Here is a 14,761-nt window from a genome sequence, read left to right on the forward strand (position 1 = left end):
TACGGTGCAAATAGGGCGTCGGTTGTGACCGGACGTCCCCGGGGGCAGCCCCGCTGTCATAGGTGTTTTCCCTTAGACCGGTGGCTTTGCGTCGCGCCCTTTCGGGTCACTTTGCCTTTTTCACCCGATTTCTGTGCAGCACAGAGAATCAAGTGACCTGCATGGCAGGCTGCCTATGATAGATGCTTGAAAATAAATTAATCAATAGTTGGTTTTGATTCTAATTAACTGAAATATATTGATAATTTGTTACGCCGCCCACATTCAGTCAGTACCCCTGATTGACCATTACAGTGCCTGGCAAGCAGCGGTGGCGTCGGTAAATGGCGACTTGTTGCCCCTTTAAAGTAGCGGTAAGAGCCAAAAAAGCTCACAGATTCATCCTGTTACTGACTGTTGATGACAAAACAGCGGCAATGGCAGAGATCCGGGTCGCAATGGCTGGAAAAGTACAGGGTTGTGGCGGATTCCCGCTTGATTATTGCGTGGCTTGGCCACATGTTAGAAAGCCATACAGAGCTGCTAAAGCGGTCTGTTCAAGACCAAACAAGAGGTAACCGGGATGAATAACCCTTTGCTGACAATGGATTCTCTGCCCCCTTTCAGCCAGATCAAGCCGGAGCAGGTTCAGCCTGCCGTGATTCAGGCGATTGCTGACTGCAAGCAGAAGATCAGCGATGTGCTGGCCCAGCGTGATCCCCATACCTGGGATAGCCTGATTGCCCCGCTGGAAGAGGTAAATGACCGCCTGTCACGGATCTGGTCACCGGTCAGCCACCTCAACTCCGTACTCAATAGCGAAGCGCTGCGCGAGGCCCATGACGCCTGCCTGCCGCTGCTCTCCGAATTCCAGACCTATGTTGGTCAGCATGAAGGGCTCTATCAGGCCTATCTGGCCCTCTCCCAGAGCGATGATTTCCCGCTGCTGAGCGGCGCCCAGCGCAAGGAGATCCAGAATACCCTGCGTGACTTCCGCCTCTCTGGCATCGGTCTGCCTGCCGAGGCGCAGCAGCGTTACGGCGAAATTCAGGCCCGCCTCTCCGAGTTGGCCTCCCGTTTCAGCAACAACGTGCTGGATGCGACCCAGGGCTGGCACAAGCTGGTGGGCGATGAAGCCGAATTGGCCGGTCTGCCCGACAGCGTGCGTGCCGCTGCCCGTCAGATGGCTGAACTTAAAGGCAAAGAGGGGTGGCTGTTCACGCTGGATATCCCTTCCTACCTGCCGGTGATGATGTATGCCGACAACCGCGAGCTGCGCGCCGAGATGTACGAAGCCTTCACCACTCGCGCTTCCGATCAGGGCCCCAATGCGGGCAAGTGGGACAACTCCGCCATCATGAGCGAGCTGCTCACCCTGCGCCGCGAACTGGCCCAGCTGCTGGGCTTTGCCAACTATGCCGAGCTCTCCCTGGCCACCAAGATGGCGGACAAGACCGAACAGGTGGTGAGCTTCCTCACCGATCTGGCGGCCAAATCCCTGCCACAAGGCAAGGCCGAGCTGGAGGAGATCCGTGCCTTCGCCGCCGAGCAGCATGGTCAGAGCGAGTTGGCCGCCTGGGATCTCGCCTACTACGCCGAGAAGCTCAAGCAGCACAAGTTCTCCATCTCCGATGAGCAGCTGCGCCCCTACTTCCCCGCCAGCAAGGTGGTGAAGGGGCTGTTCGAGGTGGTGAAGCGGGTGTTTGGCATGAAGGTGCGCGAGCGTCTCGGCATCGACACCTGGCACCCGGACGTGCGCTTCTACGATATCTTCGATGCCGACGACGAGCTGCGCGGCAGCTTCTACCTCGACCTCTACGCCCGTGAGCACAAGCAGGGCGGGGCCTGGATGGATGTCTGTCTGGGTCGTCGCTACCGTCAGGATGGCTCGCTGCAAAAGCCGGTGGCCTACCTGACCTGCAACTTCAACGGCCCGGTGGATGGCAAGCCAGCACTATTCACCCATAACGAAGTGGTCACCCTGTTCCATGAGTTTGGTCACGGCATCCACCACATGCTGACCCGCATCGACGTGGCCGGTGTCGCCGGTATCAACGGCGTGGCCTGGGATGCGGTGGAGCTGCCGAGCCAGTTCCTCGAGAACTGGTGCTGGGAGTCCGAGGCGCTGGCCTTTATCTCCGGCCATTACGAGACAGGCGAGCCGCTGCCTGCCGATCTGCTGGAGAAGATGCTGACCGCCCGCAACTTCCAGGCGGCCATGCAGATGCTGCGTCAGCTGGAGTTCGCCCTGTTCGACTTCCGTCTCCATCAGGAGTTTGATCCGGCCAATCCGGCACAGCTCCCGGCGCTGCTGGATGAGGTGCGTAGTCAGGTAGCAGTGATGACGCCACCGGCGTTCAATCGCTTCCAGCACAGCTTCTCCCACATCTTCGCGGGTGGCTATGCGGCGGGCTACTACAGCTACAAGTGGGCCGAGGTGCTCTCTGCCGATGCCTTCTCCCGCTTCGAGGAGGAGGGGATCTTCAACCCGGCGACCGGCCAATCCTTCCTGAAGAATATTCTGGAGAAGGGTGGCTCGAAGGAGCCGATGGAGCTGTTCCGAGCCTTCCGAGGCCGTGAGCCCAAGGTGGATGCACTGCTGCGACACAGCGGGATCGCCGCCTGAGATTCCTGACCCGCCGCCTGTGTGAGCTTCAACCAGGTACACTGTTTTGCGGCATAGTGGGATCGAGTCGTGATTTCTGCGACAAAAAGGGACCTTTTGGTCCCTTTTTTCAAGGCTTTTTAATATCTTGCTGATTGCATATTTGCACTGCCCACGGCTCTTCAGTAGAGTCGTGTTCTAACCTTCAAGGAGAGAAAGCCACTTGCCATGAGGCGAGCACTCGATTCCGTCTATCAAATCATCTCCAGTCTGGCTCATTCGAGCGGCCAGGGATATTTCGATACCTTTGTGAGTGAAATCGCCGCTGCTGTGATGGCTGATGTCGTCCTTATCGCCAGCAGGGAATCAAATGCTACCCACCTGACGGTTCAGGCTGCCCATCCCTCCTCTCTTGACCCCGATACCCTGACGCTGCCACTGACTGACTCTCCTGATGCCATTACCTGGCAGGAGGGGGAAGCCTGGTTCAGCGATCGTCTGTTGCAGCTGTTCCCCGCGATGCCGCTTGCCGATGCGTGGCAAGCCCAGGCCTACGCCGGGATCGCCCTCAAGGATGCGGATGGCGAAACCATAGGTATCTGCTGCCTGCTCTATCGTCAGCCGCAGGCCAATATGACGAAGGTGATGGGGCTGCTCCGGTTGCTGGGGCCGCTGGCCGGTCGCGAACTGGCGTTGATGCTGCAGCGCCAGCTGCCGCAACTCTTGCCTGATACCCCTCATGTGTTGCAGAGCATGCTGTTTCAGGCCCCGGTGGGGATCGGCAAGCTCGATCTCACCGGCCGCATTCTCTGGGCCAATCCGGCTATCGAGAAGATGTTGGGCTATCCCCTCGACGAGCTGCTTCATCGCTCCATCTCCGACATCAATCACCCGGAGGATTGGCAGCGCAGCCTTGAGTGCTACGAAGAGATCCGGCGCGGCGAGCGCAGCAGTTTCACCCAGGAGAAGCGCTACTTCTGCAAGGGGGGCGAGATCCTGTGGGGGCGGGTAACGGTCACCCTGATCCGCGACGAGCAGCAGCAGCCGGACTACCTGATGGTGCTGCTGGAGAATATCGATCCCCTCAAGCGCCATGCGGAGCAGCTCAAACTCTCCCACCGGGTCTACGACAACCTCTCCGAGGCCATTCTGGTGTGCGATGCCGACAGCCGCATCATCTCGGTCAACCCGGCCTTCGAGCAGATCACCGGCTACAGCAGCGACGAGGTGCGGGGCCAGCGTCCCAGCATGCTCAAGTCCGGGCTGCACGATCAGACCTTCTATGCCGACATGTACCACGCGCTGGAGCGGGTGGGGGTGTGGCGTGGCGAGGTGTGGAACAAGCGCAAGAACGGCAAGCTCTATCCGCAGCAGCTGATGATCAGCACCCTGCGTGAAGCTGGCAAAATCCAGCAATATATCGCCATTTTCAGCGATCTTTCCCAGACCAAGGTGGCAGAGCAGAAGATCGCGACCCAGGCCAACTACGACAACCTTACCAGCCTGCCCAACCGCTGGTTGTTTGGCCGCTGCCTCACCCGCTTCTGCGAGCGGGGCGAGCGCTTCGCGCTCATGGTGCTCGACCTCAACAACTTCAAGGCGGTCAACAACAGCATGGATCACCATGCTGGCGATGCCCTGCTGCGGGAGGTCTCGGATCGACTGGTGAGCCGGGTGCGCACCGAAGATTTGGTGGCCCGCATTGGTGGCGATGAGTTCGCGTTCCTGGTGCCCGGCATCGTCACCCGCCGTCAGGCCGAGGTGTTTGCCAAGCAGGTGATCGGCAGCTTTGCCCGTCCCTTTATGCTGGCCAACCAGCATCTCTATGTGACCGCGACCATCGGCATGACTCTCTGCCCGGTTGATGGCAGCGAGAGCGACGAGCTGCTGCGCAACGCCGAACAGGCGCTGTTTGCGGCCAAGCGGCAGGGACGGTTGCTCGGTGCCTACTGCTCATCCATGCGGGAAGAGGTGCGCCAGCGCCACCAGATGCAGCAGGATCTGGCCGAAGCGATCAAGCTGGAGCAGCTGACCATGGCCTACCAGCCGATCTGGGACAATCGCAGCGGACGGGTCGCCAAGCTGGAGGCGCTGGTGCGCTGGTATCACCCCCACTGGGGGCAGGTATCCCCTGCCGAGTTTATTCCGCTGGCGGAAGAGGCGGGATTGATTCAGGGGCTGGGTGCGCTGGTATTGTGGCAATCGTGCCGGGATCTGGCGCGATTACAGCAGTCCGGTTTCCCTGATCTGCAGATGTCGATCAACCGTTCCACCATGGAGTTCCAGACCATTGACCCCGAGGCGAGCGAGTGGCTCAAGGTGATCCAGCATTTCGGGCTCGATCCTGCCGACATCGTCATCGAAATCACCGAATCTCTGCTGATGGAGAGCAGTGATCAGCACAGGGTGCGAATCGATGCCCTGCGCGAGGCGGGGTGCAAGCTGGCCATCGACGATTTCGGTACCGGCTACTCGGCCCTCAACTATCTGCGCACCTTCCCGGTAGATCTGGTCAAGATCGACCGCTCCTTCGTGCGCCATATCCCCTTCAACGAGCAGGATAGGATGCTGCTCGACGGCATCATCAACATAGTGCACAACCTGGGCATGCAGGTGGTGATCGAGGGGGTTGAGACCCGCGAGCAGCTCAACTTCCTCTGCCAGAAAGGGTGCGCCTTCACTCAGGGTTATCTGCTTAGCCGCCCGCTGGCCTATGACGATCTTATTGATTACCTCGCTCTCAACCGTCAGGGGATGAACCTCACTGTCGTGAGCTGATCCACCGCTTCTGTTATCATGGCCGCTTCTGTACGTGCCATGAGTCTGTCTCCTATGCCCCATATTCAGGTTTTCAGTGAAGTCCCCGCCCGTGATGGCGAGCTCGACGCCCTGCGTTTACGCCTTGCCGACGTGGAGTTTCTGGCTCCGTTTGCGCTGGTACTGACTGAAGAGAGACTGGAACTGCGCAAGCTGGACGAGCCCAAGCTGGGAGCCGTCTATGTGGACTTCGTGGAAGGGGCGGTGGCGCATCGTCGCAAGTTTGGCGGTGGTCGCGGCCAGTCCATCGCCAAGGCGGTGGGGCTCAAGGCCGGTGCCACACCGACCGTGGTGGATGCCACTGCCGGTCTGGGGCGCGATGCCTTCGTGCTCGCCTCCCTTGGTTGCAAGGTGACCCTGATCGAACGCAGCCCCGTGGTGGCTGCTCTGTTGCAGGACGGGTTGGCGCGGGCGGCACAGGATCCCGAGATTGGCCCCTGGGTCAGCGAGCGGATGCACCTGCTGCACGGCCCGGCGGTGGACAACTTGCTGGCGCTGCCGGAGCGGCCCGAGGTGATCTACCTCGACCCCATGTTCCCGCACAAGCAGAAGTCGGCGCTGGTAAAAAAAGAGATGCGGGTGTTCCAGTCGCTGGTGGGGCCGGATCTCGATGCGGATGCCCTGCTGCCTGCCGCGCTCAAGATGGCGAACAAGCGGGTGGTGGTGAAACGCCCCGACTACGCCGGCTGGCTCAATGAACAGAAGCCCAGCATGGCCATCGAAACCAAGAGCAACCGCTTCGATGTCTATGTGATGGCGGCGCTGGCGGCGAGTTAACGGTCGGTGCGAGTTGCGGATGCAAAAAAGGAGGGCCAACGTCATGTTGGCCCTCCTTTTTCGTATTGGATTCAGTTGGTTGGCGCGAAGCGGATCAGCTTTTCTTCCCCTTGCCAGTTCAGGCGCAGGGTCGCCAGTTCTGCCAGACTGAGCCGCTCGCCACTGTGCAGCAGCAGATACTCGACCCCTTCGCTGGCTTCGATAGTGCGGATCTTGTCATCCCATTGGCGATCATCGCGGCTGGTGAGGGTCACCGGCAGTTGCCAGCTGGCAGCAATTTCGAGCCAGTCGTAGAGATCGCAGCTGATGGGTTGATAATCCGGCATGATCGGCTCCAAAACAGGCAGGTTGCTGAGTCAGGCTTCCTGTACGCGGGTCGGCCAGCCCATCTTCTGCTGGCGTTCCACTTCAAAGCGCAGCTCGCTGGCGCGCAGGTAGTGTTCATCCATCCAGCCCTTGGGCAGGGTCAGGGTCAGTGACTCCTCTTCTGCCTGCAGGGTGAAGCTGGGCACTGTGCCCTGAGTACGGCGCATGCAGAGGATCAGCGCGATGCGCAGGATACGGGCCAGCCGGATCGCCTGACGACCGGTGACTGCACCCTGTTTCTCCAGTGGTTCCAGCTTGAATTCGTCCCGCTGGTTGAACAGCAGGGCCGACAACAGCTTCTTTTGCGCAGGGGTAAAGCCCGGCATGTCGATGTTGTCGATGATGTAGGCAGCGTGTTGCGGCGCCTTCTTGTATTCGATACAGAGGCCGATCTCGTGCAGCAGGGCGGCATAACGCAAGATCGGACGACCGTAGCGTTTGGAGAGTCGCCAGGCCGGTTGCAGCTGGTTGAACGCCTCGATGGCGGTATCGCGCACCCGTTCGGCGTGCTCTTTATCCAGCTGATAGCGGCTGATCAGGCTGTCGGCGGTACGATCCCGGGCATCACAGTCGTGATTGTTGCCAAGCAGACCGTAGATCAGTCCTTCACGCAGGGCGCCACCCGCGAGGGTCATGCTCTCGATATCGAGGGTTTCGAAGATGGCGATCAGGATGGCGAGGCCGGAGGGGAACACGGTCAGCCGCTCGGCTGCCAGCCCTTCCAGTTGCAGCCGGTCTAGCTTGCCGCAGGCGATGGCCTGACCCATCAGCTCCTGCAACTTCGGCAGAGTGACCCGTTCGCTCTTCCCTTGCGCCAGCATGATCTCTTGCAGCGCCTGTACCGTGCCGGAGGCGCCGACGCAGGTGCGCCAGCCGAGGGCGCGGTAATCGTCCGCCACCTTCTCCAGCACCGCCTTGGCGGCAGCAATCGCCTGCTCGAAACGGGCTTCAGAGAGCTCGCCATCACCAAAGTGATTGTTGAGCCAAGTGACGCAGCCCATGTGCAGGCTGTTGAGCAGTTTTGCTTCGCTATGTTCGCCAATCACCAGTTCGGTACTGGCACCGCCGATGTCGATCACCAGCCGGTTGCCTTCCCCGGCAGAGGTCCAGGAGACCCCTTCATAGATGGTCTTGGCCTCTTCCTCGCCCGAGATGATCTCGATGCTGTGGTTGAGTACCCGTTCCGCTTCGCTGAGGAACTCGTCGACGTTGGTGGCAAGCCGCAAGGTGGCGGTGCCCACCACCCGGATGTTGTCGGCCGGAATGTCCTGCAACTGTTCGGAGAAGAGACGCAAACAGTCCCAGCCCCGCTCCATGGCGGCACGGCTGAGACGAAATTCCGGATCAAGCCCTGCTGCGAGGCGAACCTTGCGCTTGACCTTGGCGACGGTGCGCAGGGCACCGGCGACCTCGCGCACCACCAGCATATGAAAGCTGTTGGAGCCGAGGTCGATGGCGGCATAGAGAGGCGAGTTGTGCAACGGGCCTGTCCTTAGCTCTTGCGCGGCGGACGACGACGGTTGTTGCTGTTGCCACCGCCCTGACGATCCCGCATGTTGCGGTTCACCGGCTGACGGTTGCGGAACACCCGTTTCGGCGGGGTCACGTCATCCAGCAGCGCTTCGCGATCATATTTGCTGACCGGAATGGCGTGGTGGATGTACTCCTCGATGGCCGGCAGGTTGAAGGCATAGTCTTCACAGGCCAGGCTGATGGAGTGACCGCTCTTGCCGGCACGACCGGTACGACCGATACGGTGTACATAGTCTTCGGCGTCGTCGGGCAGGTCATAGTTGAAGACGTGGGTCACGTCAGGGATGTGCAGACCACGGGCGGCCACGTCGGTGGCGACCAGAATATCGAGCGCACCCTTGGTGAAATCCTCGAGGATCTTCATCCGCTTTTTCTGCGGCACATCACCGGTCAGCAGACCGACGCGATGGCCGTCGTTTTCCAGCCAGGCATGGACGTCTTCACAGACGTGCTTGGTGTTGGCGAAGACGATCGCTTTTTCCGGCCACTCCTCTTCCATCAGGGAGAGCAGCAGCAACATCTTGTCTTCATTGGAGGGGTAGAACAGCTCCTCCTTGATCCGCACACCGGTCATCTGCTCCGGCTCGACCTGCACATGTTCCGGGTGGTTCATGTGTTCGTAGGCCAGCTCCTGCACGCGCAGGGAGAGGGTGGCGGAGAACAGCATGCTCAGACGCTCGGTCGCGGGCGGCATGCGGCGGAACAGGAAGCGGATGTCCTTGATGAAGCCCAGATCGAACATGCGATCAGCTTCGTCCAGTACCACGACCTGAATGTTGCTCAGATCGATCACCTTGGACTTGAAGTAGTCGATGATGCGGCCAGTGGTGCCGATCAGGATGTCGACGCCCTGCTCCAGCACAGCCAGCTGCTTGTCGTAACCTTCGCCACCGTAGGCGAGGCCGAGTTTCAGGCCGGTAGAGGCGGCGATGCTGTCGGCATCGTTATAGATCTGTACTGCCAGTTCCCGGGTGGGTGCCATGATGATGGCTCTGGGTTGGTTAACCAGACGGGGCTTGGTCAGCGGGTGAGTCAGCAAATAGTTGAATGTCGCGGCCAGGAAGGCAATGGTCTTGCCGGTTCCTGTCTGGGCCTGACCGGCGAGGTCATGACCTTCTACCAGCAGTGGCAGAGACAGTGCCTGGATGGGCGTGCAATAGTGAAATCCCTTTGATTCCAGACCAGCCAGAACTTCGGGTTCGAGGCCCATTTGGGCGAATTTGTCGGTCGTTAAGTGTGTTTTGCTCATGGCGGTAGGTTATCAGGTTAGGCTTGCAATAATAAACAGGATCATTTCAAATAGGGCAACTATTGCCTTTGTTGATATGTCAATAAAGCCTTAATTACTGACTGGAGTTGGAGATGAGTGACAAGATTGTTCAGCTGAGCGATGCCAGCTTCGAGGCAGATGTAATCAAAGCCGATGGCGCCGTTCTGGTCGACTTCTGGGCCGAGTGGTGTGGTCCGTGCAAGATGATTGCCCCGATCCTGGAAGAAGTTGCCCAAGAGTACGAAGGTCGCGTGACCGTAGCCAAACTGAACATCGACCATAACTCTGATACTCCGCCCAAGTACGGCATTCGTGGTATCCCGACCCTCTTGCTGTTCAAGAATGGCGAAGTGGCAGCGACCAAGGTCGGTGCACTGTCCAAGACTCAGCTGAAAGAGTTCCTGGACGGCAACCTGTAATAATTAAAGAGGAGCGCATTGCAATAATGCGCTCCTTGTGTTTTATCACCTAGACGCTCATCCCGATTGGTGCTAGTTTATCGCTCGTTTGCTAACCTTTTTGCCTGACTCTTTGCTAACCACAGCCTGGCAATCAAATCCGATCAGCATCAATCCAGCAGACTGTCTCCTCATTTCAATCCTTGCTTACAGACTTTCACCACTATGAATCTGACTGAATTAAAGAACACTCCTGTGTCCGAGCTGGTCAAGCTTGGCGAATCCATGGGGTTGGAAAATCTGGCTCGGGCGCACAAGAAAGATATTATTTTTGCAATCCTCAAGGCGCACGCCAAGGGTGGTGAAGATATCTTTGGCGACGGTGTGCTGGAAATCCTGACCGATGGTTTCGGCTTCTTGCGCAGTGCAGACGGCTCCTATCTGGCAGGCCCTGACGATATCTACGTCTCCCCGAGCCAGATCCGCCGCTTCAACCTGCGTACCGGCGATACCATCTCCGGCAAGATCCGGCCACCGAAAGAGGGCGAACGCTACTTCGCACTGCTCAAGGTCAATGAGGTCAACTACGACCGTCCGGAAAACTCCCGCAACAAGATCCTGTTTGAAAACCTTACCCCCCTGCATGCCAACGAACGTTTGCGTATGGAACGGGGTAATGGCTCTACCGAAGATATCACCGCCCGTGTACTGGACCTGGCTTCCCCCATCGGTAAAGGCCAGCGTGGCCTGATCGTGGCGCCGCCCAAGGCCGGTAAGACCATGCTGCTGCAGAACATCGCCCAGAGCATCGCCTACAACCACCCGGACTGTGAACTGATCGTTCTGCTGATCGACGAGCGTCCGGAAGAGGTGACCGAGATGCAGCGGATGGTGAAAGGTGAAGTGATCGCTTCCACCTTTGACGAACCTGCTTCCCGTCACGTTCAGGTTGCCGAAATGGTGATCGAGAAGGCCAAACGCCTGGTCGAGCACAAGAAAGATGTGGTGATCCTGCTGGACTCCATCACCCGTCTGGCCCGTGCCTACAACACCGTCATCCCGTCATCCGGCAAGGTACTGACCGGTGGTGTGGATGCCAACGCCCTGCACCGTCCCAAGCGCTTCTTCGGTGCCGCGCGTAATGTTGAAGAGGGCGGCAGCCTGACCATCATCGCCACCGCGCTGATCGATACCGGCTCCAAGATGGACGAGGTTATCTACGAAGAGTTCAAGGGTACCGGCAACATGGAACTGCATCTCTCGCGCAAGATTGCCGAGAAGCGTGTCTACCCGGCCATCGACATCACCCGCTCAGGCACCCGTAAAGAAGAGCTGCTCACCTCAGGTGACGAGCTGCAGAAGATGTGGATCCTGCGCAAGATTGTCCACCCGATGGGCGAGATCGACGGTATCGAATTCCTCATCGACAAGCTGGCGATGACCAAGACCAACGACGAGTTCTTCGACGCCATGCGGCGCCAGCAGAAGTAAGTTCGGTCAAAAAATGACGAAACCGCGGCCTTGGTCGCGGTTTTTGTTTATCTGTTTTCCGGTCGCCCTAGTAGTATGAGATCCCGATGTCACATGGATGGAGACGTCATGAAGCCTGTTTTCTGGTTATTGCTGGGGTTGCTGAGTGCAATGCCAGCCTTCGCGCAAAGTGCACCGGTCGGGGTGACAGCCGAGACGTTGCAGAGTCACCAGCGCTATCTGGCGGGCCGTCTGCAGGAGGGGCAATTTGCAGCCATCGACTCTCTGCTGGCGACCCTGAGTCGCGAGCGGCGGGAGTTCCTGCTGTTGCAGCTGCTGCGGGATATTCCCGCTACCTCCCCTGCATCCCCTGCGTTGCAACAGTGGGTCGAGGCTCAGGCCGACAAGGCACCCGAGTGGCTCATGGAGCAGCAGGTCGACGGTTTTCTGGTGCAGCAACCTGTCTATGATTTTGCCGCACAGGCCCGTCAGCTGCTGGGGGAGTGGCAGCTGCAATCACTGATGCAGCGCTATCGGCAGCAGCTTGCCCAGGGCAGCTTCCAGCTAAAGTCCATCTACTACAGCAGTAACCCCGATCTCGCCATGCAGCAGCAAGCCCTGTTGCTGGCTCTCGACACCTTGCCGCAACCGATCTGGATGCGGGAGGCGCAAGCGCTGGCCAGCCAGAATATCTATCTGCCCGACAATCATCTGTTGTTCCATCTGTTGCAGCGCACCGGGGAACCGGCGCTCTATGGCATGCTGTGGCGGCGGCCGGCAGATCAGGATGCGCTGCGTGCACTCTCGACCATCAACCGCTTCCATCACGGCAGTGCTGCCAGCGATTTGCTGATTGCCGCCAGTGGCAATGAGGGATTGAAGGGAGCCGCCTTGCGGCAGCTGAGCGCACTCTCCCCCTTGCCGCCGCAAGCCCAGAAATACCTGCTGGCGGAACTTTCCAACCGTCAATACGGGGCGCTGGTGGCCGGTCTGTTGATGGAGGTGGATGAGCCCCAGCTGCTCTCTGCGCTGGCCAGACGCCTCGGCCAGCGTGACATGCCACCCATTGCACCGAGTCTGCTGCCCGATTCGGGTACACCCGATGGGCAGCCAGGGTTATAATGCGTGACCTCCTGAACCCGGTTGGGAACTTGCATGAAATACAAGGATTTGCGTGATTTCATCGCGCAGCTGGAACAAAACGGACAACTCAAGCGCATCACCCGCGAGATAGATCCCTATCTGGAGATGACCGAGATCAGCGATCGCACCCTGCGTGCAGGTGGCCCGGCTCTGCTGTTCGAAAATCCCAAAGGCTACACCATGCCGGTGCTGACCAACCTGTTTGGTACCCCTGATCGGGTTGCCATGGGCATGGGGCAGCCCGATGTGGGCGCCCTGCGTCAGGTCGGGGTCTGGCTCTCCTATCTCAAGGAGCCCGAGCCGCCCAAGGGATTCAAGGAGCTGATGGAGAAGCTGCCGATCTTCAAGCAGGTGCTCAACATGCCGACCAAGCGCCTCTCTTCCGCCCCCTGTCAGCAGGTGGTGCAGGAGGGAGATGCGGTCGATCTCGACCAGATCCCGATCCAGCACTGCTGGCCCGGCGATGTGGCGCCGCTGGTCACCTGGGGCCTCACCATCACCCGTGGCCCCTACAAGAAACGCCAGAACCTCGGCATCTATCGCCAGCAGAAGATCGGCAAGAACAAGCTGATCATGCGCTGGCTCGATCATCGTGGCGGTGCCATCGATTTTCGCGAGTGGCAGGAGGCCCATCCCGGTGAGCGATTCCCGGTGGTGGTGGCGCTCGGTGCCGATCCCGCGACCATTCTCGGCGCGGTGACGCCTGTGCCGGATACTCTCTCCGAATATGCCTTTGCCGGTCTGCTGCGCGGCAGCCGTACCGAGGTGATCAAGGCCATCAGCTGCGATTTGGAGGTGCCCGCCAGCGCCGAGATTGTGCTGGAAGGCTATCTTGAGCCGGGCGAGATGGCGCCGGAAGGCCCTTATGGCGACCACACCGGTTACTACAACGAGGTGGACGAGTTCCCGGTCTTCACCATCACCCACATCACCAAGCGGCGCGATGCCATCTATCACAGCACCTACACCGGCCGTCCGCCCGATGAACCGGCGGTGCTGGGTCTGGCGCTGAACGAGGTGTTCGTGCCGCTGCTGCAGAAGCAGTTCCCCGAGATTGTGGACTTCTATCTGCCGCCGGAGGGGTGCTCCTACCGGATGGCGGTGGTGACCATCAAGAAGCGTTACCCGGGCCACGCCAAGCGGGTGATGCTGGGGGTCTGGTCCTTCCTGCGCCAGTTCATGTACACCAAGTTCGTGGTGGTGTGTGACGATGACGTCAACGCCCGCGACTGGAAGGATGTGATCTGGGCAATCACCACCCGGATGGACCCGGCACGGGACACCACCTTGATCGAGCATACGCCGATCGACTATCTGGACTTCGCCTCGCCGGTCTCTGGCCTCGGTTCCAAAATGGGGCTGGATGCCACCAACAAGTGGCCGGGCGAGACCAATCGGGAGTGGGGTCAGCCCATAGTTCAGGATGAGGCGGTGAAGCAGAAGGTTGATGCCATCTGGGATGAGCTCAATATCCTCGGATGAGGCAAACATGACAGCTTTGCTGCAAAAAGTGATGCGATCCGCACTGATTTGAGTATTCTCGACTGACGGGGCCAGGGCTGCTGGTCGTCACTCCATAGTGAAACAATGAGCGAAGCGGGCCGAGCGAGCCCGCCACAAGGACAAGAATGCAACGTATCAAATGCCGCGTAGAGGAACTGCGCGAATATGTCGACACCATCTGGCATGTGGCCCTGACGCCGCAGCAAGCGATCAGCTTCAAGCCGGGCCAGTATCTGCTGGTGGTGATGAGCGATTCGGACAAGCGCCCCTTCTCCATCGCCAACTCGCCGACCCGCCCGGGCGTGCTGGAGCTGCAAATTGGTGCCACTCCCGAGAACGCCTACGCCGGTCAGGTGCTGGCCCGCATGCGCGAGCAGGGGGAGATCGAGGTCGAATTGCCGGCTGGCAAGGCGTTCCTGCGCGATGAATCCCCCCGTCCGCTGATCCTGATGGCGGGCGGCACCGGTTTCTCTTACGCCCGCTCCATTCTGGAGTACCTGATCGACACTGGCAGCAAGCGTCCGGTGTTCTTCTACTGGGGTGTGCGTCAGGCTCACTGGCTCTACGAACTGGAGCAGATGCAGCAGTGGGAGCGTGACTATGCGCCGCTCACCTTTATTCCGGTGGTGCAGGAGCCGGAGGCTGACTGGACCGGCAAGAGCGGGCTGGTACACAAGGCGATCATGGATGACTTCGTCAGCCTCCACGACTACGACATCTATGTCGCCGGCCGTTTCGAGATGGCGGGTGCCGCGCGTGAGGAGTTCAAGATCCTCGGCGCCGAGCCGGAGCGCATCTTTGGTGATGCCTACGAATTTATCTGACGGGATCCCCGTCTGGATGACGCAGCCCCCGGTTTTGCCGGGGGCTTTTTTTTGTGGCTGCCGCAGTATCGGATCG

Annotated in this window: 11 protein-coding genes and 1 riboswitch; of the genes, 8 read left to right on the forward strand and 3 right to left on the reverse strand. The window is 59.5% G+C overall.

The window, feature by feature from the left end; genetic code table 11:
- Window positions 1-40: 40 nt before the first annotated feature.
- Window positions 41-126: riboswitch (cyclic di-GMP riboswitch) on the reverse strand.
- Between the two features lie 436 nt (window positions 127-562).
- The 3 genes from prlC to ACB040_RS15865 all read left to right on the forward strand — a co-directional run bounded on the left by prlC (window position 563) and on the right by ACB040_RS15865 (window position 6,178).
- Complete coding sequence (prlC, locus tag ACB040_RS15855; RefSeq protein ID WP_270906091.1) at window positions 563-2,605, forward strand: oligopeptidase A; 2,043 nt, start codon at window positions 563-565, stop codon at window positions 2,603-2,605.
- A 207-nt stretch (window positions 2,606-2,812) separates the two neighbouring features.
- Window positions 2,813-5,362, forward strand: a complete 2,550-nt coding sequence (locus tag ACB040_RS15860; RefSeq protein WP_113740665.1) for a bifunctional diguanylate cyclase/phosphodiesterase — start codon at window positions 2,813-2,815, stop codon at window positions 5,360-5,362.
- 54 nt (window positions 5,363-5,416) lie between these two features.
- Window positions 5,417-6,178 carry a class I SAM-dependent methyltransferase gene (locus tag ACB040_RS15865; RefSeq protein ID WP_265344377.1) on the forward strand — a complete coding sequence of 254 codons (762 nt, stop codon included), beginning with the start codon at window positions 5,417-5,419 and terminating at the stop codon, window positions 6,176-6,178.
- A 71-nt stretch (window positions 6,179-6,249) separates the two neighbouring features.
- Here ACB040_RS15865 and ACB040_RS15870 read toward each other — a convergent pair whose 3' ends face one another.
- From ACB040_RS15870 to rhlB, 3 genes are read right to left on the reverse strand one after another with little or no spacing between them, the layout of a single operon-like run.
- Complete coding sequence (locus ACB040_RS15870; RefSeq protein ID WP_042054704.1) at window positions 6,250-6,504, reverse strand: Rho-binding antiterminator; 255 nt, start codon at window positions 6,502-6,504, stop codon at window positions 6,250-6,252.
- Between the two features lie 30 nt (window positions 6,505-6,534).
- Window positions 6,535-8,025, reverse strand: a complete 1,491-nt coding sequence (gene gppA, locus ACB040_RS15875) for a guanosine-5'-triphosphate,3'-diphosphate diphosphatase (protein ID WP_236382606.1) — start codon at window positions 8,023-8,025, stop codon at window positions 6,535-6,537.
- Between the two features lie 11 nt (window positions 8,026-8,036).
- The gene (gene rhlB / locus ACB040_RS15880) at window positions 8,037-9,326 is read right to left on the reverse strand and encodes an ATP-dependent RNA helicase RhlB (protein ID WP_005339414.1); all 1,290 of its coding nucleotides are present in this window, start codon (window positions 9,324-9,326) and stop codon (window positions 8,037-8,039) included.
- A gap of 113 nt (window positions 9,327-9,439) precedes the next feature.
- Here rhlB and trxA point away from each other — a divergent pair, with 113 nt between their 5' ends.
- The 5 genes from trxA (at window position 9,440) to fre (ending at window position 14,685) form a co-directional block, all read left to right on the forward strand.
- Window positions 9,440-9,766: a thioredoxin TrxA gene (gene trxA, locus ACB040_RS15885; RefSeq protein WP_005339416.1), complete on the forward strand. Its 327-nt coding sequence runs from the start codon at window positions 9,440-9,442 to the stop codon at window positions 9,764-9,766.
- 204 nt (window positions 9,767-9,970) lie between these two features.
- Window positions 9,971-11,236, forward strand: a complete 1,266-nt coding sequence (gene rho / locus ACB040_RS15890) for a transcription termination factor Rho (protein ID WP_005339417.1) — start codon at window positions 9,971-9,973, stop codon at window positions 11,234-11,236.
- Between the two features lie 108 nt (window positions 11,237-11,344).
- On the forward strand, window positions 11,345-12,337 hold the full coding sequence (locus tag ACB040_RS15895) for a hypothetical protein (RefSeq protein ID WP_100647151.1): 993 nt from the start codon (window positions 11,345-11,347) through the stop codon (window positions 12,335-12,337).
- Between the two features lie 33 nt (window positions 12,338-12,370).
- A complete protein-coding gene (gene ubiD / locus ACB040_RS15900; RefSeq protein WP_158114355.1) occupies window positions 12,371-13,840 on the forward strand; it encodes a 4-hydroxy-3-polyprenylbenzoate decarboxylase in 1,470 nt (489 codons plus the stop codon).
- Between the two features lie 146 nt (window positions 13,841-13,986).
- Window positions 13,987-14,685, forward strand: a complete 699-nt coding sequence (gene fre, locus ACB040_RS15905; protein WP_005339423.1) for an NAD(P)H-flavin reductase — start codon at window positions 13,987-13,989, stop codon at window positions 14,683-14,685.
- Window positions 14,686-14,761 lie beyond the last annotated feature (76 nt).

The organism is Aeromonas sp. S11(2024), assembly GCF_041402345.1.
GTDB lineage: Bacteria > Pseudomonadota > Gammaproteobacteria > Enterobacterales > Aeromonadaceae > Aeromonas > Aeromonas veronii.